Genomic DNA, 24,284 nt, shown 5'->3' on the forward strand with positions numbered 1-24,284 from the left:
AGACAGGGGAATATGTGGAAAGCATCCGCCTCATACGAGACGGATGCCTGATTTTTGCTCAACGGGTTTGATCCACGCCTATTCCTTTTTCTCATCAACTTCCACGCTGGGGGGTTCGCTGGCTGCGGGTGCAGAAGCTGGAACTGCATCACGAGTGAGTCTCCAGCCGCTATTCTTGACAAACCTAAAACCAAACCACAGTAAAGCGCTCAGAACCGCAAGTTTGATCAGCCCGAAGATGGGAGAGAAGAAGCCGCCACGACCACCGCGGTCAAATCCGCGATCGTGGAAGTCTCTGCCTTCGAATCCCTGCTGATGGAAATTGGGCATTTGCCCGCCGTCAAATCCGTGCCCAAAGGCTGGCGCGGACCCGTTCATCATGGGATGCACAAAGGAATTATTTTGCATCGCACCGATGCGGAATCCAACCGCTCCAACTGCTGCAAGGATAATAAGGGTGAGCAGGATGCCTAACGTGTAAGTTAACCATTTCTTGTTTTTCATAGTTTCTCCAGTATGTAAGATGAATCAAGCTTCATTGATGAAATCGTTTTTGAAGTTTGTTGATCTTATTTTCTCATCTGGGAATTATGGTACGGTGAAGAAATTGTGTGGAGAATGTGTGTTTATTGCGGTCGGTTGCCGAAGACCCAATTCATATCCGTTCCAACTGTTTCCGCTATAAAAACTTTCTCGCTGACAGGATTAAGCCGTTTTGCCATTGACCCCGTCAATAAAGAGATCGGTTTCCGTGTGTAGAATTTTTTATATAAGCGGTTCGCCGCGGATTCATCCCACGTCCAGGCTGGGTCGAGCGTGGAGAGATCCATGGGGCGTGTGTATCCACGCAAAGTCTTTTGCCTGGCTGTGTTCATGTAGTGCTCGAAGTAGCTCATTGCCAATTCCCGAGGGTTTTTGAAAACGGGTTCGCGGAAGCCAAGCTGAACAAAGTTGGATTTTGCCACCGCGCCCCAGCGTCCTTCGATCTGAAACAGCGCGAGGACATGATCGTCATCGAAGCCGGGGGCAGGTGTCAGGTCAAGGACGAGCGGTTTGAATCCCAGATACCACAAAAGGATCGCCGCCAGGAATCCGCCATCGAGGCAGTGACATTGCTGATCTAAAATAACATTTAGCGGCGAACGATCCCGCTCCTCTGCGTTGTACGGCATGGAAAATAAAAATTCCTGCACATCAAATGGAGTTTTGATCTTCCCGATCTGTTGCTGAAGATTTTTTGGGAGCAATGATAGGAAACGGGCAGGCGCATTCATCGGGATTTATTTTTCCAGCATCATGCTGGCTTCCGCGTTGAGCCAGCGGCGTCCATCGCGGGCGAGCAGGTCGTATGCTTCAGTGGGACCCCAGCTGCCGGGTTTGTAACCAGCCAACGACGGAGTCTGATGCGTTTCCCATGTCTGCAAAATCGGATCGATCAGCGACCAGGCAGTTTCCACTTCGTCTGCGCGGGTGAAGAGCGAGGCGTCCCCTTGAATGGCATCGAGCAGAAGACGTTCATAAGATCTGGGAATTGCAGTTTCACCAAAGGCTTCTGAATAATGAAATTCCATATCCACCGAGCGGGTTTCAGAAACGGTATCGGGTGCCTTGGCTTCAAAGCGCACATGCAAGCCTTCATCGGGCTGCAGGTAGAGCACGAGCATGTTCGGCTTCATGGTCTGCATCGGGAACATGGCAAGCGGCGGTTCTTTGAATTGAATGATGATCTGTGATTGCTTCTCGGCGAGATTTTTTCCAGAGCGCAAATAAAAGGGTACGCCTTTCCAGCGCCAGTTGTTGATGTAGAGACGGAGCGCCGCGTAGGTGGGTGTGGTGGAATTCGGATTAACCTGATCTTCGCTGCGATAGCCTTTATATTGTCCGCGCACTGTATTCGCTGACACCTGCTCGGGAGTCATGGGCTGAACAGCGCTGAGAACTTTTACTTTTTCATTCCGCAAGTGACTTGCGCTGAACGATGCGGGCGGCTCCATGGCGACGAGGGTAAGCAATTGCAAAAGATGATTCTGGAACATGTCGCGCAGCACGCCGACGCTGTCATAAAAACCTGCGCGGTGTTCAAGACCAACCTTCTCTGCTACGGTGATTTGTACATGGTCAATATAGGTGCGGTTCCAGATCGGTTCAAAAATGGTGTTGGCAAAGCGCGTGAACAAAATATTCTGCACAGTTTCCTTGCCGAGATAATGGTCAATACGATATATCTGGTTTTCGTTGAGCGCCTTGTGAACTTGTTTATTCAAAGTGATCGCTGACGCCAGATCTGTGCCGAAGGGTTTTTCAAGTACTACACGCCGCCATGTTCCATTCTCGTGCAGTTGACCTGAGGCATCCAGATTGTCAATGATGGCAGGGAAAAGTGTCGGTGGAAGCGCCATATAGAAAAGACGATTGGCTTCGCCGTCTTCCAAACTTGTGAGCGTTTCGGCTAGTTTTTGAAAATCACTTGCTTCGGTGTATTTGCCAGAAAGATAATGCAGATTTGGCGCGAAGACATTCCATTCTTCGTCAGTGAATTCGTAGCCTGCGTGATCTTTCATGCCTTTGTATAAATGTTCGCGGAATTGCTCGTCAGTAAAGGCCGTGCCGCCAAAGCCAACGATCTGGAATTTCTTGGGAGTGCGGCGCTTGCGGAACAAATTAAATAGCGAAGGGATCAGCTTGCGCTGAGTCAGATCACCGGATGCACCGAAAATGATGATCGTTGTCAGTAAACCATTATTGGGAGGATTGTTCATAAATAATTGACCGTGGACAGTGGATGGTAGACCGTTGATAAAACGGTCTACCATCCACTGTCTATCGTCTGTTTTATTCCGCTTTCTTAATGGCGTGGCCGCCAAATTGATTACGTAACGCCGCTAACATGCGCGCGGGATAATTTTCCTCGTCACGGCTGGCGAAGCGCATTTGAAGCGCGAGAGTAATGATTGGTGCGGGGACATCGAGATCGATCGATTCAAAGACCGTCCAGCGGCCTTCGCCAGAATCTGCGACCCAGGGTTTGATGTCTTTCAGTTCGGTATCTTCGTCGAGGGCATTGGCCGCCAGGTCAAGCAGCCACGAGCGGACAACACTTCCGTTCTGCCAGATGTGTGAGATCTGTGAGAGATCCATGCCAAATTCCTTTTTGGCTTTCAAAATACCAAAGCCTTCAGCGAAAGCCTGCATCATGCCGTATTCGATTCCGTTGTGAACCATCTTCACATAGTGACCTGCTCCATGCGGACCGACACGTCCCCAGCCAGTTTCCTTGCCTGGCGCAAGTGTTTCAAAAATGGGACGCAGTTTTTCGGTCACTTCAAGTTTGCCGCCAATCATCAAGCTGTAGCCTTCGGTGAGTCCCCAAATGCCGCCGCTGGTTCCGCAATCCACAAAGTCAATGCCTTTGGCTTCGAGCATGGCCGCATGTGCGACTGTCTCTTTGTAGTTGGAGTTTCCGCCGTCAATGATGATGTCGCCTTTGTTCAAAAGCGCGGCAACTTTTTCAATAGTCTCCGTGGTGGTTTTACCAGAAGGAACCATCACCCAAACGACTTTTGGTGAAGAGGTTAATTTACCAATCGCATCTTCCAGTGAAGATGCACCTTCCGCGCCATTTTCGATGGCTGCTTCCACGCTTTCTTTAGTGCGGGCGTACCCGACTACTTTATGACCGCCGCGCACAAGGCGGGTCGCCATATTCAATCCCATTTTTCCCAAACCGATCAGTGCTAATTCCATTTGTAAAACTCCTTTGGTGTGATATGTCATTGCGAGGAGGGTGCTTTTCCCGACGAAGCAATCTCTTGATTGTGTTGGAGATTGGTTTGGGCAAGGACAGGAGCGCCTTCGCAGTGACGAGATAGATTATTACAAAAGACTTCCTGCTTCTTCATCCATGAGCCAGATTAAATTCCCATCTGCTGGCGCGATTCGCTGGACGGGAAGTTCCGCAGGCATATAGTTGTCGCTTAATACCCTACTTAAAGTTACGGCCTTGGCCCTTCCAGTTACCAAAAATAGTACATTTCTACTACTGTTTAGCACATTCTGCGTCAAAGTTACTCGGTTGGCTGGGCGGCCTTGATAATTTGCTGTTACAGCTAGGGTTGCGGAATCCACGTCTACAGGTGAGCCAGGGAATAACGAAGCTGTGTGTCCATCGTCGCCCATACCGAGTAATGCCAGGTCAAAGCGCGGCCAATCGAGCGGCGGTTCGGAGAAGGCTTTCAAAGTGTTGGCATAATCCTTCGCGGCAGAATCAGGTTCAAGTTCCGATAAGACGCGATGAATGTTTTCGTTGGGGATTTGAATCTTATCAAAGAAAACCTTTTTGGTTTGCCCATAACTATTGCCAGGGTCGTCCACAGGTACGCAGCGTTCGTCTCCCCAAAAAAAATGGACGAGCGGCCAATCAACTTCATTTTGAAATTGATCTCCCAACAATTCGTAAAGCCGCATGGGCGTGCTTCCGCCTGAAAGTGAGGCCAGAAAACGCCCCCGTTCTTCGATCGATCTTTTTGCGATCTCAATAAATGAACGTGCCGCGTACTGACTTAATTCGCTGATGTCTTTAAATTTTTTGATCATTTCGTCTTGCAGATTGTATCCTACATGAGCTAGAATTTGATGGATGACTAAGATAAATCTAATGAAACTGCAATCGCATCGCCAGCGGACCTTTGGCCTGCCTCCCGCTAAAAGGCTTTCATCTCCGGCCCAGGCATTGGCCTTCGTCAACAAACGCGGCTTCATCTACTTTTGGCCCATCAAGGGTATTGATTTGCCTTCGCTGTGGACAGCTGTCGCTGGTGATCGTCCAGTGGCCGACAAGCACGACGACCCCGGTCACATCACATGGGGTTGGAAGGATGGCGCGCTGGATAAAAAGATATGGTATTACGGCAAAATATTACGCGGTAAAGCGACGATGATCTCTTTGGAGATCGCGCCGTATTTTTATGCGCTTTCAGAAAATTATGGTTCTCCTGAAGAAGATTATCTCATCGCCTATCAAGAAGGGCGATTAACTCAGGCATCAAAACAAGTTTATGAGACGCTGCTTGAAAATGGCGCGTTGAATACTTTGGATCTTCGTAAGAAAGCAAAATTATCCAATGCAAAAGATTCTGAATTCAATAAAGCATTGGAGCAACTGCAGCGAGACTTCAAGATTCTGCCTGTCGGTGTGGCGCAGGCAGGCGCATGGAATTATTCTCACATCTACGAAATTGTTGCGCGTCATTATCCCGATCTTTCCGAACAGGCGCGAGTCATTACTGAATCTCAAGCACGCGCAAAATTGCTTGAGCTTTATTTTGACATGGTTGGCGCAGCGCAGTTGCGTGATGTGAATAAATTGTTTGTATGGGGAAATGAAATAGTGAAGAAGGCTGTTGGAAAATTGGTGGATATCGGAAAGCTGGCGATTGCAGAACATCCCAAGTCCGCGGGGGAGTGGGCGGCGGTGAAGGAATTAATAAAATAAATCAAGTTGAACATTTTGCACCTTGATACCTGCTGCCCATCGGCGGCAGGTTGTCAACTAAGGTTCTGCTTTCAAGGCAAAATACCAATTATTTCCAACAAGATCATCAGAAATGAAAAAATTCCAGCGTGGCCATTGATCAACATATAGTATATCTTTATTAAGAAGTTCAATTTCATAGTAAGAGCGAACCGGAAGAAAATGCCTCCACGACCAAAGTTGGTTTCCAGTATTTATATCAATTGCATATATCTTTTGATCCTTATTTCCAACGACAAATATAGTATCGCTATTAATTCCCAGAATGTCCTCTCCTAAAATCGACCAGCTTTTATCAATGTCAAGATCTAATCTCCATTTTTGTAAACCAGTCGCTAGATCTAATAGGGATAAATATTGTTCCTCATAAACAACAATGAGAGCATTTCCCTTAACTAGAAAATGAATGGGGAAATGCCCTGTTTCAGTTTGCCAGATAATATTTCCAGTTGCGCTATCTAATGAAAAAACAAAACCATCCTCGGTGCCAATGTACATTGTGTTACCATTTATTAGATAACCGAAATCACCATGCGAAAAGTTCTCGTTGAATTTCCATAGTAGCTGACCTGTGAGCTCGTCAACAACAACGAGTTTAGCTAGTTCATGGAAATTATTCGGGCCACCTTCGTATTTCGTGATAAAAAACATAACCCCATTTTTATCTCCAGCAGCTATGCTGAATCCACTAACATCCTGGAAAACCAAATCCCATCTTTTCTTTCCAGTTTCCAAATCTATTGCAGTTACCAACTTGTTGTCATCAAGAGGTGGTGATACTAGATATATTGTTTTGTTGAAGATATAAACATTCCATCTCCCACCTCTGAATTGGTCACTTTCCCAAAGAGATTGACCAGTTTCTGCATCGAAAGCCTTGATTTTTTGATCTGTTTGGCTATTGAAAGTAAATACTGTGTCTTTATAGTAGCTGAACCAAATATCAGCATCATCATAGTGGTCATAAATTTCGTTTCTCCAAATCTCTTTACCTGTATCGCTGTTAATTGCCAGTAAATCACCCTGTTCATCAAAAACAAATATCTGACTTTTCTCTAAAACAGAATTAGCAAGTGAGTCTGAGTTTGCTTCACCATCAACCTTCCAAAGCAATTCGCCGTCATTACTTCTTACAGCAACAAGCGCGAACTTTAAATTATCTCCTGATCCATAATAGAATAGACTAATATATATGGTGTCTTTTTTGGGAGATACCATTTCTATATAGGAATTAACGGAAAAGGAATTTGAAGAAGTTGCCCCCAATTTCATATACGGTTTTTCAACTTCTTCTGTAGACCAAACAATTTCACCCGTTGACTTATTTGCGGCATATACACAGTCACAATTAATAGAGCGATCTGCCTTATGCCCAGAAAATATAAACAGATCATTTACAACAACCGGCTGGAAAACAATATAATCTGTAATTCTCCAAAGTTCACGCTCTGATTTCTCTATGATTTTGAGATAAAAAATACCTAGCATAATGCCATATATGGCTGCTATGCAAGTTGCTGCTGTCAAAAAGATCACAACCCATTTTTTCATTTTCAGTTTACCTGATGTGCCACCCAACGGTTTGCGGGATTGTCCCCAACCGCGATTTTCCGAGTGGGGTACTGGCGGGTGGGGTGAGCATAGAATGATAAATCTCCCGCACTTACGCCAACTATACAACTGTTTCATAATTCTGCAAAGATATTTTTTCTAAAAGACTTCGGTGTTCTGCAAGAACTCCGAAGTCTTTTAGTTTCCCCCTTGACAATATTTACTTTACACTGTATATTTACGGCGTAAAGTAAATCAGGAGCAGAAAATGGTCAGACCGACACTCAAGAAACAAAAACCCAATTTGCAGGAAGCCATCAAAGAGACAGCCTGGAAACAGATCGCCGAGACGGGCGCAGCGACCCTGTCCTTGCGTTCCATTGCCCGTGAATTGGGCATTACAGCGCCCGCCATCTATAACTACCATCCTGACCGTGATGCGCTCGTCACAGCCCTGATCGTGGATGCCTACACTTCGCTGGGGGAGTCCCAGCAAGCCACAATTGACGCGGTGCCCACGGATGATCAAAAAGCACGTCTTTCTGCGCTCGGGCTTGCCTACCGTGAATGGGCGATTACTTATCCTCAGCGTTATCTTTTGATCTTTGGCACGCCCATCCCGAACTATGTTGCTCCCGAAAATATCACCATGCCCGCAGCAGCCTGTGCCATTATCCCGCTGACTATGACTCTGCAGGCTTTATATTCAAGCGGACAATTGAAACTCGAACGTTTATCAGCACTGACACCTGAACTTGAGGCCATGCTCGAAGCCTGGAAAAACTACGGCGGCAATGCCGATGTCGAAGTGTTGTATCTGACCGCCGTCATCTGGAGTCGTGTGCATGGATTGGTCATGCTCGAGATCGGTCATCACGTTCCCCCAGTCATCACTGATTTTGGCGAACTCTTCCGTCGTGAGATCAAGAACATCCTAAGTCAATACCTGTAATATCTGACATCGTTATCCAACATATTCAACCCAGGTGATGTGGCACATCACATCTGGTGCTCAAATGCTGCCAAATTAAGGTGAAACATGAAAACATTAATTCTCGACGGCTCTCAACCGAACGACCCGACATCTGCAAAGATCGAAATGTCATTGCAGGCCCAACTTTCAAATGTAGAAACCCTTGTTCTGTGTGAACAAAAAATCGGCAACTGCGCAGGCGACTTCTTATGCTGGGTGCGCAGCCCCGGCATGTGCAACACCAATGATGACAACCGCATCATTGCTGAAAAGATCATGCAAAGCGATCTGGTCATTTATCTCACGCCTGTCACGTTCGGCGGATATTCCTCCGCGCTCAAGCGCATGGTCGATCACCAGATCCAAAATATTTCACCCTTCTTTGCCACCATCAATGGCGAGATCCATCATCAGCCGCGCTACAAAAACTATCCCGATGTCCTCACTGTCGGATGGATGGATCAACCCAACGCGCAGTCTGAAGCGGTCTTTCGTCAGCTTGTTCACCGCAACGCCATCAACATGTACGCAATCACTTCGGTCAGTGGATTGGTGAATCAAAAGGAAAATTTGGATGATCAGATTCGAGGCTGGTTGGATGAAATAAAAAGCGCCTCATCCTCACCCATGCCTGCTCTTTCCAAAATAGAAATTTCCTCCGCTGATGAATCTCCCATTCGCCGTGCTGCATTGCTTGTGGGAAGTCCGCGCACGAAAAAAAGCACATCCGCTTCGCTGGGCGGTTACCTTATGGAGCAGTTGAACGCGCGCGGTGTTGAGACCGAAACCATTCAGGTGTACACCTCGTTCAACTCCGCAGAACAGACTCGCCTCACTTTGGAAAAGCTAGACCAAGTTGACCTTATCGTTTTGGCATTTCCTTTATATGTTGACAACCTGCCTGCGCCTGTTATCGCCGCACTGGAAAAAATTGCTGCGCATCGTGCAAGCGTGAATATGGCACAAAGTTTTGCCGCGATCGCGAATTGTGGCTTCCCCGAAGCCAAACATAACGACACAGCGCTTGCCATTTGTGAACAATTCGCAAAAGAGACGGGCATGACCTGGCTTGACTCTTTATCTCTTGGTGGCGGCGAAGGACTCGTTCACGGTGTGCCGCTCAACGAAATGGATGGACGCGCTCTGCCACTTAAGAAAAGCCTCGAACTGGCCGCGACATCTCTTGCGCTTGGCAAACCAATTTCACAGCAAGCGCGTGATATTTTTGCCAAGCCATTCATCCCCAACTGGTTATATAAACTTTTTGGCGGCATCGGTTGGAAGCAGCAAGCCAAACAATATGTCGTGAAAGACCTCGCCGCCCGTCCGTATGAAAAAGTGTAATCTGACGGTTGAGTATCAAAACCTTTCTATGAATCTTACAGGAGAAATAAAATGTATACAGTATCCATTACCCGTCTGCGTGTTCGATCCATTTTCTACATGCCCGTATTCCTGCTCCACGCCATGCGGACCGGAACGCAAGCGCAAAAAGCGGATGGCATTTTCGGTGTAGAAACACGCTTCGAGAAGAATAACGTTGTTTGGACAAAGACAGTCTGGGCAGATGAAACACAGATGAAAAAATATCGCAGTTCGGGCGCGCATCAGATCGCCATGCGCCTCCTTTCTGAGATGTGCTCGGAAGCCTCGGTAGCCCGTTGGCAGCAGGATGGAACTGAATTGCCCACTTGGGAAGAAGCGCATCGCCGCATATTGACCGAGGGCAAGCTCTCGAAGGTCAAGCATCCTTCGCCTTTGCAGGCAGCGGGCCGCACTGCGCCTGAGACAATGCAATCTGGTTTCTCGGCTCCCATGCCGCCAGCGTAGATTATGGACGTGTTTTTTGAGATCAACCAATTCTTATTCAATAGCCTTCAAAAAAGGAGAATGATAACAATGATTACGAAAACAGATTACAAAACGACCTCGCTGGTTTTTCTGGGATTTTTCCTGTTGATCATCGTTGGCAATCTGATGCTGGCGAGTTCTTTTGACTTCCCCGATATTTTGCGCAAGAGCCCCGATGAACGCTTTACGCTTTTCCAGGCAAATCAGGGAACCATTGTTTTGGCGTACTACATGATGTCAGTGACATCCATCCTGCAGGTTTACATGGCTGTGGCAATCTATCAGATCACCAAAAAAGGTCGGATGCTGGATTTGTTCGCGGTGACTTCAGGCGTGTTGTCAGGAGTGTTCCAGATGTTGGGCTTCTTCCGCTGGGTGATTCTCATTCCCATGCTGTCGAATGCCTACAGTACCAAAGAAATCGCTTCAGAGACCATTTTCTTTCTGGAAAAATTTGCCAACACCTACATGGGCATGACGGTTGGCGAACATTTGGGGACGTTGTTCACAGGTTTGTGGCTCATTGCGCTGGGCGTTGTTCTTATCCAAAACAACGCTTTTGATAAAAAACTTGCCTGGCTCGGATTAATCTCAGGCGTTGCGCTTTTCATTCAGAGCTACGAATCGGTCAATGCCAACGCCTTGAGTTTTCTGGGGGATATTTCCATCGCACTTTGGGCTTTGTATGTGGTCTGGGTGCTGATCATGTCCATTATGCTGTTCCAGAAAAAAGATGAAACCAGTCCGCAAACGGTTCATTGGGGCGTTTGGCTCCTTGGACTGGTGTTGTATCTGGCAAATGTAATCCCGTCGTTTCTATAGTTGTTCGTTTCCGATTTTGAAAGAGAACAACCCTCAAACTGAAAACATATAAAAAGGAAAAATCAATCATGTCACAAAATGAATTGCACGTAATTTTCGGTACAGGCGCGCTTGGCAAGTGGACAGCGCGTGAATTGGTCAGATTGGGCAAACCCGTCCGTATGATCAGTCACTCAGGCAAAGCAGATTCCCGCATCCCCGTTGAAGTGGAAGTTGTCAGAGGCGATGCCTATGATGTAAACAAAAATATCGAACTCACCAAAGGTGCCACGGCAGTGTATCAATGTGCCCAGCCTCAATATCATGAATGGGCTGAAAAATTCCCGCCCATGCAAAAGGCGATTTTGGATGCTGTCTCTGCCAACGGCGCGAAGTTTATCGTCGGCGATAATCTCTACATGTACGGTGACACAAACGGTCAACCTATTCGTGAAGATATGCCTTACCAGCCGCACACCAAAAAAGGAAAGGTCCGCGCTGAAATGGCGAAAGCCGTGATGGAAGCGCATCGCTCTGGAAAGGTTCGTGCTGCAATTGGGCGTGCGTCTAATTTCTTTGGCCCCGACGATACGGCTGTAACCGATTACGCCATTCGTCCGGCCTTGGCGGGTAAATCTATAAACTTGCTTGGCAGAACCGACCAGCCGCATACTTTTTCATATGTCGCAGATTTTGGAAAACTTTTGGCAACCCTTGGCACACACGAGGAAGCGCTCGGACAGACCTGGTTTACGCCATCTCCTGCTCCGATCACGCAAATTGAGTTTGTCCGCATCATGGAAGAAGTACTTGGCCGCAAGGTCAAATTTATGGCCGCAGGTAAAATGATGATGAGCTTTCTTGGTTTGTTTATCCCAGCCATGCGTGAATCAGTGGAAATGCTTTACGAATGGGATAAGCCCTTCATCATGGATTCCAGCAAGGCCGAAAAAGCCTTTGGCTGGCAGGGAACACCCTTGAAAGATGCCATGCGCGCTACTGTTGAATGGTGCAAATAAAGTAATAAAAATTTGTAAATATGTTGACAAGATGCAAGCTGTGAAAGAATACACGGCTTGTATCTTGTTTTTCACAACTATTCCTGCTTTTCACCGTATATCAACAAGGACTTTGCTTTTTATCCGAAAAGTAATAAACTATTAGTGAAGAATTATATAAGGAGAATACAGCATGAATAAACAAGGTCGTTCCCAATTGGCGCTTGGTGTTATCCTCATTTTACTCGGCGCGTGGTTCCTCATTGATAAAAATGTACCCGCTTTCCACAACACCTTTGAGCAATATACTCGGTGGCCGATGAATATGTTTTTGATCGGCGGCGGGATCTTTATTCTCGGCCTTGTACTTGGTCAACCCGGAATGTCGGTGCCTGCCGCGATCGTGGCCGGACTTGGCGGTATTTTTTATTATCAACAGATCGCTGAGGATTCTTCATCCTGGTCCTATATGTGGGCTCTCATCCCCGGCTTTGTGGGTGTGGGAACTGTCCTTGCCGGTATTCTCGGTGAAAATACGGCGGGTAATTTAAAGCATGGCCTTAATTTGATGGTGATCAGCGCAGTGCTCTTTCTTGTCTTTGCATCCTTCCTGGGCGGTTGGTCATTGCTTGGTAACTTTGGTCCTGCGATCCTTCTGATCCTGCTCGGTGTTTGGGTGCTCGGCAGCGGACTGTACCGCTCATACCGCAGCAAAGGAGAATAAAATGGGACGCAATCAATTGGTCTGGGGAGCTGCGCTGCTTCTCATTGGTGGTTTGATGCTTGCCAGTGAGATGGGGGTTCGACTTCCAAACGGCACTCCGCCGACGGACCTCTTTTGGCCGATCGCTCTTCTAGGTGCGGGTGTATGGGTTCTGGTTGGTGTGTTCTTTCGCGGGCAGGTTGAAATGGAAAATATTTCCATTGACCTGCAGGGAGCCTCTTCTGCCAATGTTAAGATCAATCATGGCGCGGGTGAGTTAAAAATTCATAGCGGCGCGAATGCCAACGAGTTGGCACACGGTTCTTTTTCTGGCGGATTGGAACACAAAGCCAATCGAAACGGAGACAGCCTTGACGTCAAAATGAGACCCGTCAACGATTTTATAAAACTCCCTTTCTTTGGTCCCAATTCACAGATCAATTGGGATCTCGCGCTAAATCCTAATATTCCGATGGCGCTCAACTTAAATCTTGGCGCGAACAAATCTGATATTGACTTGAGGGATATGAATATCACAGGCTTGGACCTGGATACTGGCGCAAGTGAAACAAAGATCACCCTGCCTGTGCGTGGACGCTTCCGTGCGGACCTGGATCTTGGTGCTGCATCACTTGAAGTCGTCATCCCTGAAGGTCTTTCTGCGCGGATCCGTCCCTCACTGGGTGCGGCGGATTTCAAGATTAACGAGGCGCGATTTCCACGCAATGGAAGTTATTATCAGTCCCCCGATTTTGACTCTGCCGAACATTCTGTTGACATGACCATCGATGCTGGTGCTGCTTCTGTCCGCGTAAAATAAAGAGGATGATATGAAACGATTTGACCCGGGAATTGTATTTGGTGTATTGCTCCTTGTCGGCGGTGGACTTGCGTTGGCGCAGGCTCTCGGTTACCTAAATAATGCCTCTGGTTATTTTTGGGGCGGATTATTCCTGGCTGCCGGACTGGCTTTTTTAACTTTGCTTTTTGGCGGTCATTGGTGGAGCGCATTCCCTGGTTTTACACTCGCTGCCCTTGGTGTATTGATCCTGCTGCCCGAGCCGCTTCAAGATTTTGGCGGATCGGTTTTTCTTGGCGGTATTGCGCTTTCATTTTGGTATGTATATTTCACTGCCCGTATTGATCGTTGGTGGGCGATTATTCCAGCCGGCGTATTGACCGCGCTGGCTGTGATGATCCTTGCCACTCAACAGTTTGAAGAATTTGGCGGAATGATCTTCCTTGGCGGAATAGGTCTTTCCTTTTTTATCGTGTATCTCACCGATCGCGCCGAACGTTGGTGGGCGCTTATCCCTGCTGGCGTGTTGACCACACTTGCAGGGATGACTGTCGCTGCAGGCGAGTTTGGCGGATTTCAATCCGCAGGCTTTTTCTTTTTCGGCCTCGCCATCACATTTCTGCTGGTTGCCGTACTTGCAGGGATGAAATGGGCTTACTGGCCCGCGTTCGCGCTGGGGATCATGGGATTGCTTGGGATTGCTTCCTTGCTGCAATTCGCGAATTACCTTTGGGCAGTTGTGCTAATTGCCGCAGGTGGGTTTGTATTATTTCGATACTTCACTGCCAATCGATAAAACCGTATTGCTTCAAAACAACACACCCCCGAAAAATTCGGGGGTGTGTTGTTTTATTTCTGACCTTGGCAGGATCTACTTTTCTTCCACCACTTTTACCCCTGGGAAGAATTGGTGGACAGTACCGGCCACCCAGCCATGTAATGTAGATGGTAATAACGGACAGTCAAGGCAGGCTCCGCCGAGGCGTACTTTTAGCGTCTCGCCGTCGAATGAAACGAATTCCACGGTTCCGCCATGAAACTGCTCAACATACGCGCTCAGGCGTTCAAGCAATCCGCGTAATTGTAGTTCCTGGGATTCCAAATTTACCAATTCCATTGCTTCCTCCTTTATGGTTTTTTCAAGGATTTCTGTGCCGGATACTTTGCTCTTCAAAATGGATTGTACCTGCGTGTGCGCATTTTTCCAGCGGGAAGAGACGAATTTAGCCAGCAGGTCTAAAATCGTCTGCCCGCTTTCAGGTTGTTTGTTCATCAAACTACGCAGGTCTGTACCGCGGATGCGAAGCGCTTTTATTCCAGATTTACTAATCGCGCTGGATGTATAATGGCTTCCTACAACAGCAGACCACCCAAAAACATCTCCCTGGGATAAATTTGTAACGGTAATGGGCGGACCATCGTAAGGCTTGTATTGGACCTGGATCGTACCCTCTAAAATTAGATATAAATACGTGGACGGCGAATTTTGTGCAAAGACCAGAGTTTCAGGCGCACATGAAAAATTCTCAAATAGAGGTATTAACAAATCCATTTGAGCAGGTTCAAGGTTTTGGAAGAGCGGGATGTGTTCGGTAGAATCCAACATTTGATTCCATGTTAATCAAGGTCTGGACAACTTTCCAGTACTAAATATCCTAAAGTCAGTGACATTTTTCCCGTTTTTATTTTGCGCCTGTTTTCCTGAGTTATACTTTTAGAAATACCAAAACTAAATTCAAAAATTCAATTCGCCTTATTGGATGTGAACCATGAAGAAAATAGACCGACCTTCCCCAGTCCGTTTCTATGCCATGCTAATGATCGGCATTGGCTTGGTTTCGATTGGGGCCATGCTCTTCCTTTTAATGAAAAACAAATCTGATGTTGCCGCTTCTTCCCAGGACTTTTCAACTGTTCCGGTCCAGGTGGATTTTGCCGCTCCGAAACTTGACCTGACCGACTTATCAGGCAGGAGTGTTTCTTTGGATGATTATTCGGGGAAAGTGATACTCGTAAACCTGTGGGCTACCTGGTGTCCCCCGTGTCGCGATGAAATGCCGACCCTGCAAAAATTTTATGAAAAATATAAAGAGAAGGGTTTTGTATTGATCGCCATTGATCAGGAAGAAACGCCTGAGGTCGTCGCTCCTTTTGTGGCTGAGTTTGGTCTGACATTCCCCGTTTGGCTGGACTTGGATTATTTGGCAGAGCGTGAATTTAATACCTCAAACTTACCCAGTTCATATGTGATCGACCGCAATGGAACAGTCCGTCTGATGTGGATTGGTGGTATCTCAAAATCAAACCTTGAGAAATATGTGCCTGATATTATTTTGGAGTAGAACATGGAAATAAAAATAAATTGGAATGGCGGGATGTCTTTTAGTGGGGTTGGAGATTCTGGTTTCGTGCAAAAAATGGATGCAGATACTGTTGTTGGAGGCGGGAACACTGGCGCCCGTCCGTTGGAATTTTTAGCGATGGGGCTTGCTGGTTGCACGGGCATGGATGTTATTTCAATTCTTCAAAAGAAGAAACAACCCGTTTCCAATTTCCAGGTATTTGTGCATGTGGATCGCGCTGAAGAGCATCCAAAAGTGTTTGTCAATGCCCTGGTCGAGTATATTGTCACAGGAAAAGATGTGGATGAATCCGCTTTGCTGCGCGCGATCGAATTGTCAGCAGAGAAGTACTGCCCCGCGCAGGCGATGTTGAGCAAGGCGTTTCCGATACAATTGGTCTATAAAATAATTGATGAAAACGCGACTACACTGGTGAAAGAAGGACGATACACCCCGAAGTAGATTTTTGGAAAGCCATCTAATCACCTAATCATCTAATATAGCAATACAGCATTAATTGCCTGTGCTGTATTGCTTGTTAACTAGGGGTTCCCTGAGCTTATTGAGGTGAACGCGTCTCCGCAATCACAGGCGGTGACAATGCCGCTGCCTTTGGTTAAAGTCCCCTCGTATTCTCTACTTCCATTATGGGTTATCCATCCATTCATGGTCAGTGGGATGGCGCTATCCGCTGTAATCCACTCACCATTGTATTTGCGTGCGATATGAACATGTGTACCTGTAGCGTGTCCGCCTTCACAAGAAGGGTAGCCGATCATCTGCCCGGCTTTCAAGTCGGCACCTAAAGGTGCGCGCTGTTCTGCGGCAAGATGCAGGTAAAAGATGACCCAGCCTGTGCGCTCGTCGCCGTCTGCATCTAGGTCAAGCGCGATGCCGTCAATGTCAGAGCGGACAATAAGTCCGTTGGCCATCGCGGTGGCATAATTCTCGCTGCCTGAAGTCACGCAGCCTGATTGTTCAGAGGGCGGAGCGAAATCGATCGCGGCGAGTGGTTCGCCAGTGCCCCAGCCTGTGTGGGGGCCGCCGGTATAAGACCAGATCTGGTTATCTGGAAATGGAAGAAGAAAGGGAGGTTGACTCAGGCTGCCGGGGATAAGCACCAAAGGATTATTCCACGGATTGCCGAACAACTTTCCGTATGTCTCGATCAAACCGCCCGGCCCGGTGGCGGCTGCGTACTCATCTCCCGAAAAAATTTTTGAGTAATAGTATTGAGTCGCGACAGATCCAGCATTTTGCCAGGGGTCAGGTCTGATCAGGATCTCGTTGGTATCTTCAAATTCTAGCAGAGTGCCGTTCCGCCAGCCATAATACCCATTGTTTAGAATATTGGCCGCCAGGACGAGTTGCAGATAGGGCGATTCCCAAAAGCGACGCGTAAGCCCCAGCAAGTTCTTTTTTACCGGCTGTTCAGGGTTTGTGAGCGCGCCGCCTTGATATTCCAGAATTGCAAGTAGAAGGCGCGGACTGACGCTGTAATTGATGGCAACGTAATTCACCATCTCTGCACCAGTGCGCGTTTCGCCGCTGACATAAACTCGATAGGCTTTTAACCAGCCGGGTTGATTGGCGACAAACGCGGCGGTGTTAAAACCAATATCAGCAGGGCCGTTGACAAAGGCATGGTCGGGTATGTTCTGGAAGGGACTGCCCCACAAAGCGCGGTAATAAATGGGAATCCGCATGGGCATACCGGGTGGCATGGTGGTGGCGTCGCGTGGGATCTGCTGGTTGGCTTGAAATATTTCATCCACACTTGTGTTAAAGCGTGCAGCAAGTGATGGAAGAGTGTCGCCATTTTGAGCAGTGTAGTCAACCAGTTCGCCGGGGGCGTAAGTTTTTCGTGTAGGGATTGGAGTTTGTGCGAATACCGAAAATGTTGGATCATCCTGTTGGTCTGGCGCGGAGGCAGTTCCCACATTTTGATCGGTTGTCTGTGGACTGCATGAAGTTATGAGGATCAGGAGTGTCAAAAAAAGGGTGATGAAACTATGAATTACTTTTTTTATATTATTCATTTTCGCGGATAATAATTGATTTGCTTTCACTATTTATATCGGCGATCACAAACTGGTCTTCTCGGATGAGCTTACCTTCATAAGCCTTTCCTCCGGCAACAACACGCCACCCGCTCAGGACGAAAGGGATGGGTCCATCTGCAGTGACCCATTCGCCATTATATTTTCTCGCAAAATGAAGATGTGTCCCGGTTGAAACTCCGCCTTCACAAGATGCATGCCCGATACGATCGTTTGACTCTAGCCATGTTCCCACTGCCACGCGGTCCTTTGGGCTGATGTGCATATAAAGAAGATTCCAGCCCGTTTGTTCGTAGCCGTCTCCATCCAGGTCAACCATCACTGCGCCATTTTCCGAGCGGACAACAAGCCCAGGTGCCGAAGCAGTAACCCAGGTTGAGGTTGGGATACAGCCGGTGCGGTCTGCGGCTGGAGCAAAATCAATCGCGGCGAATACACTGTGTACCTGGCCATATATTTTTGGATTCAATTGTCCCCAGCCGTTATGCGGTCCTCCGGTAAAACTCCACTTTTGATTTGGCTCAAATGGCAGAACAAGCGCGGGTTGATTTAAGGCGGCCGGAAAGATCGGATTGATCCCATCTGCGAGTTCCCAGGGATCGCCAAACATTTCCATATACATGGCAGGGAAGCCTGATGTTGGGTTAATGATCTGTGCCCATTGCGATTGATTATGAAGACGTGAAAATAAATATTGGATCGCGACCGTACCGGCATTTAAACGCGGATCGAGGCGGAGAGTGGATCCATCGGGAAAATCAAGATGAGTCAAGGTGCCGGCCCGCCATCCGTAATACGCGATCGACAGGTTGTTGACTGCCCATACCAATTGCACGCTCATGCCTTTGTAGTGATAGTCGTTGAATCCCATTGGGTATTCTGTGTGAAATATGTCCACAGGCTGACTGCGTACCCAATGACTTTCAAATTCCAGTAAGCCCAGGATCATCCGCGGATTGATGGAATTTTCAAGCGCAAGACGTTTGATCGCGTCCGAGCCTTTGATCTTGCCAGTCGACCCCAGATAATCTTCAAAATCGCTTAAGTAGCCGTTTTGTTGATCTACAAACTCTTCTATATCAAATTCGGCGGCGGTGATGGAGAAAATGATCTCTGCGTCTGGCATGATCTGAATATTGGGAGTGGTCAGTTCATTAATGCGGTTTGGAATGACCAGCAGCGTGCCGGGGTCTATCAATGTCGTTTTGGTCAGGTCAGCATTTGATGTTATTTCTGATTCTTTCACACCGAAGCGATTTGCGACGGCGGAAAGCATATCTCCGCTTTGGGCGTAGTATAGGAATGGCGCGGCGTCAGTGGTGTCAATTGAAAGGGTGGCGGTCGGCGTGTTTATGGTTTCTATACTGCTCGTTGTCGATTGGGGAGTTAAGGCAATGACCGCGTTTGTCGCGATGGCGGGCGGAGTGGTTGATGTGGGAAAGATGATCGGGTCGTCTTGGACAGCAAACGGGTCGAGGGGGGGCGGAGTTTGGGACGGGGGGATAATCAGCGTACCATCTGCTGTCGGTGTTTGTGGAACTCCCCAAATGGATGGGGATGCTGCGCATGCGGATAAACTCAGTGATAGAACAATGATGATTGCGAAGATGCGATACATGGTGAATTGATTATATCCGCTGAGATTAACTCTGAATTAGCGTGTGATCAAATTAAGCGGGTCGGCTCTGTCCAATGCTTCAATGGTTTGAGGTCCTTTAGAGAGGAAGCCATCATATTCTATACCGTTACCGCTCGATGTCCAGCCGTCAATGACAAATGGGCGCTTTCCATCTGCTGGGATCCACTCACCGTTGAATTTGCGGGCAATGTGCACATGCGTGGCGTTTGAAAAACCCCCTTCACAGGATGCGTGCCCGACGCGTTCGCTGGCAAAAATATATTGACCTGTTTGGATACGATCCTCGGCAGCAACATGCATGTAAAAAATCACCCAGCCCGTCTGTTCATAGCCGTCATTGTCAAGGTCTTGCATTACTGCCCCGTCATCGGACCGGACCACGAGCCCATCAGCCATGGCGGTTACCCAATGAGGATTTGTGGAACAACCGCTTTCACCCGGTGGTGCGAAGTCGAGCGCCCCCCAGGCCGAGCCTGAATCCCAGCCGCCGTGCGGTCCACCGGTGAAATACCAACTTTGCCCCTTTTCGAATGGGAGGGTCATGGGCGGTTGTGTAATGGATGTTGAGACCAGCGGTTCAATGGCAAAGTTGAATGGGTTGCCGAAGAAAACAAAATAGGTGAGCAGGAAGCCGGTGCCGTTAACATCCTTTTCCCATGCAGTGCGGTCATCAAGCTGCGAAAAGAAATATTGTACCGATGCGGTGCCCGCATTGATGGCGGGGTCGATCAGAATGACGGTGCTGTCTGCCAATGCCCAGGTGGAAAGCGCATTCGCTTTCCATAAATAATATCCGCGGTTTAGTGTATTAGCCGCCCAGGTGAGCTGACGATACAAGCCGATGTGGTTTACATCCAACATTCCCATGGGATAGTCGATGTTGGCGGGCTGCGGATTTGTCACCCAGCCGCTTTGATATTCAAGCAATGCCAGAAGCAAACGCGGGTTGACCGAATAATTTTGTGCGACGAGTAGAATGATCTCATTGCCATTTAAAAATTGTCCATTCACATCCTGCGAATAACTGGCCAGGTATCCATGCTGGCTTTGAATGAATTCACCGATGTCGAAATAAATGCTGGCAGGGCCGTATACCAACTCGGAATCTGGAATGATCTTGAAGGAAGTACCCACATCCCCGGGCACCGCAGCGGGGACATTTAACTGCATCCCGACGGTTAAAAAATTGGGGTCGATCAGGTTGTTGGATTGCATTAAAGTTTCCATGCTGATGCCAAATTGATCAGCGATGCTCATTAGAGTATCGCCGGGCAAAACTTCATATTGCTCCGCATCCAGTCGGGGCGTTGGCAGGAATCGGCCTCTGTCGGGCGTGGGCGTGCCCTGAACTTGATTGGCGGCATCTTCCGCGATCGGTGAGACTGTCAATGCTGCGCGGGCAGGCGTTGGTTTGCGTGTTCCCGTGACGGATACTTGTGGATCTGCATCCGTAAAGACTTGTGTGCCCGCAGGGATCGGCAGAAAGGGATCATACGTCGCATAAATAACAGGCGGTGTGGCTGAAGATGAACAGGATGCAAGTAGAAAGGCGGAAAAAACGCCGTAAAGGATTTTTTGAAATGACATGAGCAGGATTTTACCAGCGGATTGGTGAATATGTTGTCATTAAAGCATAAGAGGCACAGAATTTAACTCTGTGCCTCCTGCCGCAATTCATTGATATTATGATTGGAAACCGGAACCCATAATGTAATTTTCCAACCCGCGTATCTCGCTTTCCTTGTTTTCGATCACAGCGAACATCACATCACGCATCGAAACCAGACCGACGAGATGTTCGTTCTCCACAACAGGCAAATGGCGGATGTTATACTGCCTCATTAAGCCAATGCATTGTTCAGCGGATGTCTCCATCGTGACTGTGACCATTTTGGAGATCATTACGTCTTTGATTATCGTCTCTTTTGCCGCATGGCCTTCGATCTCACCTTTATATAGATAATCGCGTTCAGTATAGATCCCAACGATCTTCCCGCCTTCGGTGACCAAAACTGCGCCGATATGGGCGTCTGTCATCACTTTAATGGCTTGCAAAACGGTATCTGTGGATGCCACGGAATAATTGGTTTCGGTCTCTTTTGATTCGAGTAATTTGCGGACAGTTGTCATGGGCGGGTTCTCCTTGGGCACTATTTTACGCCAATTCCACTTTGACTGCCACAATTTTATATTCAGGAATTTTTGCCACCGGGTCAAGCGATGCGTGTGTCAACTCATTGGCCGATGCATTCGGGAAGTGGAAATTCGCATACACCATGCCGGGCGGCACACGGTCGGTCACCCAGGCTTGCGCCGAAATATTTCCACGGCGGGATGTGACTCGCACAAAGCTCTTTTCGATCAATCCCATCTTTTCCGCGTCATTCGGGTTGACTTCGATCAAAGCCGCGCCGTACACTTCCATCAATCCTTTGGCGCGGCGCGTCATCTGTCCGCCATGCCAGTGATATAACACGCGGCCTGTGCTCATCAACATCGGGTAATCGTCATCGGGTTTTTCGGCGGGCGGCACATGATCGATCGGCATGAACTTGCCTTTGCCGCGCGTGAATTGTTTGGTGTGCAAAATTGGAGTTCCTGGATGGTCTGCTGTCGGGCATGGCCATTGCAGACGTTCGCCTGCTTCGAGTCTTGCGTGCGTGATACCGCCATAGGATGGGGTCAACGCATTGATCTCGGACATGATCGCGGATGTGTCGGCATAGTCCCAGCCAGAATAAGGCGCTTCGGACTGTACCCGCTCACTGGTCCCGGCCAAGAGGCGTTTTGCAATCTGACAGGTGATCCACCAATCATCCCGCGCGTCGCCTTGAGTGGGAATCGCCTTGCGCACCATCTGCACACGCCGTTCGGTGTTTGTGAATGTGCCGTCTTTTTCTGCGAAGGTAACGCCGGGCAAAAGTACATCTGCATACGCGGCAGTTTCAGATGGGAAGATTTCCTGCAAAACGAGAAAATCAATCGATGCGAAACAATGACGAATGTGCTTCGTATCTGGGTCAGACATAACAGGATCTTCGCCGAGCACATATAGCGCGTGGGTTCTTCCATCAAGAATGCCGGGCACCATTTCAGTGACGGTCAGCCCGACTTTGGTGCTGCTGGTTGCGCCCCAGGCTTTTTCAAATTTATCGTGGACATCTTCACTCGTGACGGGTTGGTAGGCTGTATAAACATTCGGTAATCCGCCCATGTCACATGCGCCTTGCACATTATTTTGTCCGCGTAGTGGATTCACTCCGCCGCCGGGCTTACCCATGTTGCCAAGCAGCATTTGCAGGTTCGCGAGATCCATTACATTGCGTACGCCGACGATATGCTGCGTGATGCCCATTGCCCATAGCACCGCCATCGGGCTATTCTGGGCGATGATTTCAGCGGCCTCATATAATTTTTCTATGGGCACATTGGTGGTCTTTGCAACCACTTCCGGCGGATAGTTCATCACGGTGGCTTTGAACTCATCAAAGTTTTCCGTGCGTTCGTCAATGAAGGATTGGTTCGCCCATCCTTTTTCGAGGATGATGTACATCAGGCCGTTGATCAGGGCAATGTCAGTGCCGGGTCTGTGGCGTAAATGAAGTGTGGCGAATTCAGTAATGTCGATCTTGCGCGGATCAGCCACGACCAGTTTTGCGCCGCGCTGCCGCACCGCCTGACGGAGCATGGCTCCGAAGACAGGATGCTGTTCTGTTGTGTTGGAACCGATAATGAAGAAGGCTTTCGCTTCTTTTGCGACATCGTCCATTGAGTTGGACATGGCACCCGAGCCGAAGGAGGCAGCCAGACCGGCTACCGTGCTGGAGTGTCAGAGACGGGCGCAGTGGTCAATGTTGTTCGTGCCAATGACCTGGCGCGCCAGTTTGTTCATCAAATAGTTTTCTTCATTCGTGCATTTCGCCGAGGTGAGCAGACCAATGCTGTCTGCACCGAATTCGCTTTTGATCCCAAGTATTTTTTGAGAAGTGATGTCAAGCGCAGTGTCCCAATCTGTTTCTACCCAATCCCATAGACCACTGTCCACTGTCCACTGCCCACTGATAACTGGTTTCTTCTTCCCTTCAAGTAAATATCTGCGGACCTTTGGCTTGGTCAATCTCTCGGGATGATGTACAAAATCATAACCATATCGGCCTTTTACGCAGAGATGATTTCCGTTAACTGCCGCCTTCTCCGTGGAAGTGACGCGGATGATCTTGTCATCTTTGATATTCAATTCAAATTGACAACCCACGCCGCAATAAGTACAGGTGGTCATCACAACTTTGTCGGGTACGCCCGCGCCCATGGACATCTTGTTATCCAGCGCGCCGGTGGGGCAGTAGGCGACACATGCGCCACAGGATTCGCAGCGCGCATCAAGCATCTCTGTATCCGCGCCTGGGACTGGATGAACATTGAATCCCCGCTCCGCCATACTCCAGACGAAACGACCTTGAATATCGGTACATGCGCGGACGCATCTTGTGCATTGGATACACTTGTTTAAATCCACGAAAACAAATGGATTCGGATCACTGTTCACTTGATACTGCGGCTTGGGCGACATACTCGCTTTTACATCCAGCCCGTAGTGATTGACCCAATGCATGAATTGGGTCTCCTGCTTTTGTCCATTCTCGTATCCATCATCATGATAATTGGATAAAAGCATCTCAAGCATGGTCTTGCGGTCTTTTCAATCTCTGGGCTGTGCGTATTGATTTCCATCCCTTCGCTGACGGGCAAGGTGCAGGATGCCATCGGTGTGCGACAGCCCTTTGCATCCACCATGCACAGGCGGCAGCCGCCGTATGGATGCAGGTCCGGGGTGATCGCATAAGGTCGGAATGGTCACGCCAGCCTGTTCTGCAGCCTGCAATACTGTGATCCCCTTCCAGGTGCTTGAATATCCTTGCCGTTTATTTTGAGATTTACCATTTGATGAACTCCTTACCAAGGTGTCCTAAAATGCAGGAAGAGTTTGCTTTGTTGATTTTTCCAGAATGTTTCTTGTGTTCAGCCATTCCCAAATTA

Annotated in this window: 24 protein-coding genes; 11 read left to right on the forward strand and 13 right to left on the reverse strand. The window is 48.3% G+C overall.

The annotated features are described in order from the left end of the window. Positions 1–78: 78 nt before the first annotated feature. The 5 genes from IPL17_RS19910 to pgl form a co-directional block, all read right to left on the reverse strand. Entirely contained in the window at positions 79–504 is a 426-nt protein-coding gene (locus tag IPL17_RS19910; protein ID WP_345308832.1) for a hypothetical protein, read from the reverse strand. Positions 505–626: 122 nt separating this feature from the next. Beyond that, the gene (locus IPL17_RS19915) at positions 627–1,274 is read right to left on the reverse strand and encodes a hypothetical protein (RefSeq protein WP_345308833.1); all 648 of its coding nucleotides are present in this window, start codon (positions 1,272–1,274) and stop codon (positions 627–629) included. Positions 1,275–1,280: 6 nt separating this feature from the next. Continuing rightward, positions 1,281–2,813: a glucose-6-phosphate dehydrogenase gene (gene zwf, locus IPL17_RS19920; protein ID WP_345308834.1), complete on the reverse strand. Its 1,533-nt coding sequence runs from the start codon at positions 2,811–2,813 to the stop codon at positions 1,281–1,283. A 19-nt stretch (positions 2,814–2,832) separates the two neighbouring features. Further along, a complete protein-coding gene (gnd, locus tag IPL17_RS19925) occupies positions 2,833–3,774 on the reverse strand; it encodes a phosphogluconate dehydrogenase (NAD(+)-dependent, decarboxylating) (RefSeq protein WP_345308835.1) in 942 nt (313 codons plus the stop codon). Between the two features lie 99 nt (positions 3,775–3,873). Continuing rightward, entirely contained in the window at positions 3,874–4,593 is a 720-nt protein-coding gene (gene pgl, locus IPL17_RS19930; RefSeq protein WP_345308836.1) for a 6-phosphogluconolactonase, read from the reverse strand. A 61-nt stretch (positions 4,594–4,654) separates the two neighbouring features. On the opposite strand from pgl, the gene IPL17_RS19935 reads away from it, so the two are divergent. Beyond that, positions 4,655–5,491, forward strand: coding sequence for a crosslink repair DNA glycosylase YcaQ family protein (locus IPL17_RS19935; protein ID WP_345308837.1), 837 nt, complete (start codon positions 4,655–4,657; stop codon positions 5,489–5,491). 57 nt (positions 5,492–5,548) lie between these two features. Here the strand turns inward: IPL17_RS19935 and IPL17_RS19940 are convergent, their stop codons facing one another. Continuing rightward, positions 5,549–7,081, reverse strand: coding sequence for a PQQ-binding-like beta-propeller repeat protein (locus tag IPL17_RS19940; protein WP_345308838.1), 1,533 nt, complete (start codon positions 7,079–7,081; stop codon positions 5,549–5,551). A gap of 268 nt (positions 7,082–7,349) precedes the next feature. Between IPL17_RS19940 and IPL17_RS19945 the strand changes: the two genes are divergently transcribed. The 8 genes from IPL17_RS19945 to IPL17_RS19980 all read left to right on the forward strand — a co-directional run bounded on the left by IPL17_RS19945 (position 7,350) and on the right by IPL17_RS19980 (position 14,002). Beyond that, complete coding sequence (locus tag IPL17_RS19945; protein ID WP_345308839.1) at positions 7,350–8,033, forward strand: TetR/AcrR family transcriptional regulator; 684 nt, start codon at positions 7,350–7,352, stop codon at positions 8,031–8,033. A gap of 87 nt (positions 8,034–8,120) precedes the next feature. Continuing rightward, complete coding sequence (locus IPL17_RS19950) at positions 8,121–9,398, forward strand: NAD(P)H-dependent oxidoreductase (protein ID WP_345308840.1); 1,278 nt, start codon at positions 8,121–8,123, stop codon at positions 9,396–9,398. Positions 9,399–9,449: 51 nt separating this feature from the next. After that, positions 9,450–9,884, forward strand: a complete 435-nt coding sequence (locus tag IPL17_RS19955) for a hypothetical protein (protein WP_345308841.1) — start codon at positions 9,450–9,452, stop codon at positions 9,882–9,884. Between the two features lie 69 nt (positions 9,885–9,953). After that, complete coding sequence (locus IPL17_RS19960) at positions 9,954–10,727, forward strand: DUF4386 domain-containing protein (protein WP_345308842.1); 774 nt, start codon at positions 9,954–9,956, stop codon at positions 10,725–10,727. Between the two features lie 68 nt (positions 10,728–10,795). Further along, complete coding sequence (locus IPL17_RS19965) at positions 10,796–11,725, forward strand: NAD-dependent epimerase/dehydratase family protein (RefSeq protein ID WP_345308843.1); 930 nt, start codon at positions 10,796–10,798, stop codon at positions 11,723–11,725. A 172-nt stretch (positions 11,726–11,897) separates the two neighbouring features. Beyond that, positions 11,898–12,428, forward strand: a complete 531-nt coding sequence (locus tag IPL17_RS19970) for a hypothetical protein (RefSeq protein ID WP_345308844.1) — start codon at positions 11,898–11,900, stop codon at positions 12,426–12,428. Between the two features lies 1 nt (position 12,429). Then, positions 12,430–13,227, forward strand: a complete 798-nt coding sequence (locus tag IPL17_RS19975; RefSeq protein ID WP_345308845.1) for a toast rack family protein — start codon at positions 12,430–12,432, stop codon at positions 13,225–13,227. A 10-nt stretch (positions 13,228–13,237) separates the two neighbouring features. Then, positions 13,238–14,002, forward strand: coding sequence for a hypothetical protein (locus IPL17_RS19980; RefSeq protein ID WP_345308846.1), 765 nt, complete (start codon positions 13,238–13,240; stop codon positions 14,000–14,002). Between the two features lie 75 nt (positions 14,003–14,077). On the opposite strand, the gene IPL17_RS19985 is transcribed toward IPL17_RS19980, so the two are convergent. Further along, complete coding sequence (locus IPL17_RS19985; protein WP_345308847.1) at positions 14,078–14,812, reverse strand: NifU family protein; 735 nt, start codon at positions 14,810–14,812, stop codon at positions 14,078–14,080. Positions 14,813–14,975: 163 nt separating this feature from the next. Between IPL17_RS19985 and IPL17_RS19990 the strand changes: the two genes are divergently transcribed. Then, the gene (locus IPL17_RS19990) at positions 14,976–15,548 is read left to right on the forward strand and encodes a TlpA disulfide reductase family protein (protein ID WP_345308848.1); all 573 of its coding nucleotides are present in this window, start codon (positions 14,976–14,978) and stop codon (positions 15,546–15,548) included. A 3-nt stretch (positions 15,549–15,551) separates the two neighbouring features. Then, positions 15,552–16,010, forward strand: coding sequence for an OsmC family protein (locus IPL17_RS19995; RefSeq protein WP_345308849.1), 459 nt, complete (start codon positions 15,552–15,554; stop codon positions 16,008–16,010). Positions 16,011–16,090: 80 nt separating this feature from the next. Here IPL17_RS19995 and IPL17_RS20000 read toward each other — a convergent pair whose 3' ends face one another. The 6 genes from IPL17_RS20000 to IPL17_RS20025 form a co-directional block, all read right to left on the reverse strand. Further along, on the reverse strand, positions 16,091–17,587 hold the full coding sequence (locus IPL17_RS20000; RefSeq protein WP_345308850.1) for a LysM peptidoglycan-binding domain-containing protein: 1,497 nt from the start codon (positions 17,585–17,587) through the stop codon (positions 16,091–16,093). Then, entirely contained in the window at positions 17,580–19,226 is a 1,647-nt protein-coding gene (locus IPL17_RS20005) for a peptidoglycan DD-metalloendopeptidase family protein (RefSeq protein ID WP_345308851.1), read from the reverse strand. The genes IPL17_RS20000 and IPL17_RS20005 overlap by 8 nt, the downstream gene beginning before the upstream one ends. A gap of 36 nt (positions 19,227–19,262) precedes the next feature. Continuing rightward, on the reverse strand, positions 19,263–20,834 hold the full coding sequence (locus IPL17_RS20010; protein WP_345308852.1) for a LysM peptidoglycan-binding domain-containing protein: 1,572 nt from the start codon (positions 20,832–20,834) through the stop codon (positions 19,263–19,265). A 96-nt stretch (positions 20,835–20,930) separates the two neighbouring features. Then, a complete protein-coding gene (locus IPL17_RS20015; RefSeq protein WP_345308853.1) occupies positions 20,931–21,377 on the reverse strand; it encodes a CBS domain-containing protein in 447 nt (148 codons plus the stop codon). Between the two features lie 25 nt (positions 21,378–21,402). Beyond that, positions 21,403–23,922 carry a formate dehydrogenase subunit alpha gene (gene fdhF, locus IPL17_RS20020; RefSeq protein ID WP_345308855.1) on the reverse strand — a complete coding sequence of 840 codons (2,520 nt, stop codon included), beginning with the start codon at positions 23,920–23,922 and terminating at the stop codon, positions 21,403–21,405. Then, complete coding sequence (locus IPL17_RS20025; protein WP_345308854.1) at positions 23,826–24,041, reverse strand: hypothetical protein; 216 nt, start codon at positions 24,039–24,041, stop codon at positions 23,826–23,828. Before IPL17_RS20025 ends, fdhF begins: the two co-directional genes overlap by 97 nt. Positions 24,042–24,284: the final 243 nt, after the last annotated feature.

It is taken from the genome of Candidatus Villigracilis saccharophilus, assembly GCF_016711665.1.

Excerpts from the sequence above, each read along its gene's own strand:
- zwf (WP_345308834.1), bottom strand. The coding sequence starts at position 2,813 with ATGGTAGACCGTTTTATCAACGGTCTACCATCCACTGTCCACGGTCAA.
- IPL17_RS19935 (WP_345308837.1), top strand. The coding sequence starts at position 4,655 with ATGAAACTGCAATCGCATCGCCAGCGGACCTTTGGCCTGCCTCCCGCT.
- IPL17_RS19965 (WP_345308843.1), top strand. The coding sequence starts at position 10,796 with ATGTCACAAAATGAATTGCACGTAATTTTCGGTACAGGCGCGCTTGGC.
- IPL17_RS20015 (WP_345308853.1), bottom strand. The coding sequence starts at position 21,377 with ATGACAACTGTCCGCAAATTACTCGAATCAAAAGAGACCGAAACCAAT.
- IPL17_RS19990 (WP_345308848.1), top strand. The coding sequence starts at position 14,976 with ATGAAGAAAATAGACCGACCTTCCCCAGTCCGTTTCTATGCCATGCTA.
- IPL17_RS20005 (WP_345308851.1), bottom strand. The coding sequence starts at position 19,226 with ATGTATCGCATCTTCGCAATCATCATTGTTCTATCACTGAGTTTATCC.
- IPL17_RS19995 (WP_345308849.1), top strand. The coding sequence starts at position 15,552 with ATGGAAATAAAAATAAATTGGAATGGCGGGATGTCTTTTAGTGGGGTT.
- IPL17_RS19940 (WP_345308838.1), bottom strand. The coding sequence starts at position 7,081 with ATGAAAAAATGGGTTGTGATCTTTTTGACAGCAGCAACTTGCATAGCA.
- gnd (WP_345308835.1), bottom strand. The coding sequence starts at position 3,774 with ATGACATATCACACCAAAGGAGTTTTACAAATGGAATTAGCACTGATC.
- IPL17_RS19915 (WP_345308833.1), bottom strand. The coding sequence starts at position 1,274 with ATGAATGCGCCTGCCCGTTTCCTATCATTGCTCCCAAAAAATCTTCAG.
- pgl (WP_345308836.1), bottom strand. The coding sequence starts at position 4,593 with ATGATCAAAAAATTTAAAGACATCAGCGAATTAAGTCAGTACGCGGCA.
- IPL17_RS20000 (WP_345308850.1), bottom strand. The coding sequence starts at position 17,587 with ATGAATAATATAAAAAAAGTAATTCATAGTTTCATCACCCTTTTTTTG.
- IPL17_RS20010 (WP_345308852.1), bottom strand. The coding sequence starts at position 20,834 with ATGTCATTTCAAAAAATCCTTTACGGCGTTTTTTCCGCCTTTCTACTT.
- IPL17_RS19950 (WP_345308840.1), top strand. The coding sequence starts at position 8,121 with ATGAAAACATTAATTCTCGACGGCTCTCAACCGAACGACCCGACATCT.
- IPL17_RS19945 (WP_345308839.1), top strand. The coding sequence starts at position 7,350 with ATGGTCAGACCGACACTCAAGAAACAAAAACCCAATTTGCAGGAAGCC.
- IPL17_RS19985 (WP_345308847.1), bottom strand. The coding sequence starts at position 14,812 with ATGTTGGATTCTACCGAACACATCCCGCTCTTCCAAAACCTTGAACCT.
- IPL17_RS19910 (WP_345308832.1), bottom strand. The coding sequence starts at position 504 with ATGAAAAACAAGAAATGGTTAACTTACACGTTAGGCATCCTGCTCACC.
- IPL17_RS19955 (WP_345308841.1), top strand. The coding sequence starts at position 9,450 with ATGTATACAGTATCCATTACCCGTCTGCGTGTTCGATCCATTTTCTAC.
- IPL17_RS19960 (WP_345308842.1), top strand. The coding sequence starts at position 9,954 with ATGATTACGAAAACAGATTACAAAACGACCTCGCTGGTTTTTCTGGGA.
- IPL17_RS19975 (WP_345308845.1), top strand. The coding sequence starts at position 12,430 with ATGGGACGCAATCAATTGGTCTGGGGAGCTGCGCTGCTTCTCATTGGT.
- IPL17_RS19980 (WP_345308846.1), top strand. The coding sequence starts at position 13,238 with ATGAAACGATTTGACCCGGGAATTGTATTTGGTGTATTGCTCCTTGTC.
- IPL17_RS20025 (WP_345308854.1), bottom strand. The coding sequence starts at position 24,041 with ATGGTGGATGCAAAGGGCTGTCGCACACCGATGGCATCCTGCACCTTG.
- IPL17_RS19970 (WP_345308844.1), top strand. The coding sequence starts at position 11,898 with ATGAATAAACAAGGTCGTTCCCAATTGGCGCTTGGTGTTATCCTCATT.